The organism is Aequorivita marina (genome assembly GCF_031631895.2).
Classification (GTDB): Bacteria; Bacteroidota; Bacteroidia; order Flavobacteriales; family Flavobacteriaceae; genus Aequorivita; species Aequorivita marina.
On record NZ_JAVMBW020000036.1, the window covers coordinates 1 to 656 of the forward strand.

At 37.7% G+C, this 656-nt stretch carries 1 rRNA gene; it reads left to right on the forward strand.

The features are described from left to right. Positions 1–439: 439 nt before the first annotated feature. Positions 440–656 (forward strand): 16S ribosomal RNA (locus QPK98_RS15565); the annotation flags it as partial.

A 656-nucleotide genomic window follows, 5' to 3' on the forward strand; every position in this document is an offset into this window, starting at 1 on the left:
TTTAAAAACTTTAGAAAAAATATTAAAAAAGCATTGCGAGATTCAGAAAAGGGTCTTATGTTTGCACCCCGCTACTAGGAAGTAAATTTTTCACTTAAATATAGCAGCGAACGTTCTCCAAAAAACTTTTTTAAATTATTCTCAAAAAAGTATTGCAGGTTTAAAAAAGAGTGTTATATTTGCACCCGCTTAGCGATAAGCACGCTCTTAAAAACAACAGGTGAGAGGCACAGTACAACGGTTCGACTCCGTTACACCGACAAATTGATTCCTTATGTAATAGGGAAAAGTTCATTGAGATATTGAAATTGACAGCGTAGATTAATTTTTCGAAAGAGAGTTAATCAACAAAGAAACTAAACTAAGTAAGATTTCCTGAGGATTTTTTTGAGAGTTAGGCTTTTTATCGATGTATGGTCGCAATATTATTTAAGATTATACGATGAAGAGTTTGATCCTGGCTCAGGATGAACGCTAGCGGCAGGCTTAACACATGCAAGTCGAGGGGTAGATAGGGGCTTGCCTTTATTGAGACCGGCGCACGGGTGAGTAACGCGTATGGAATCTGCCTTGTACAGGGGAATAGCCCAGGGAAACTTGGATTAATGCCCCATAGTATTACGAGACGGCATTGTTTTGTAATTAAAGATTTATCG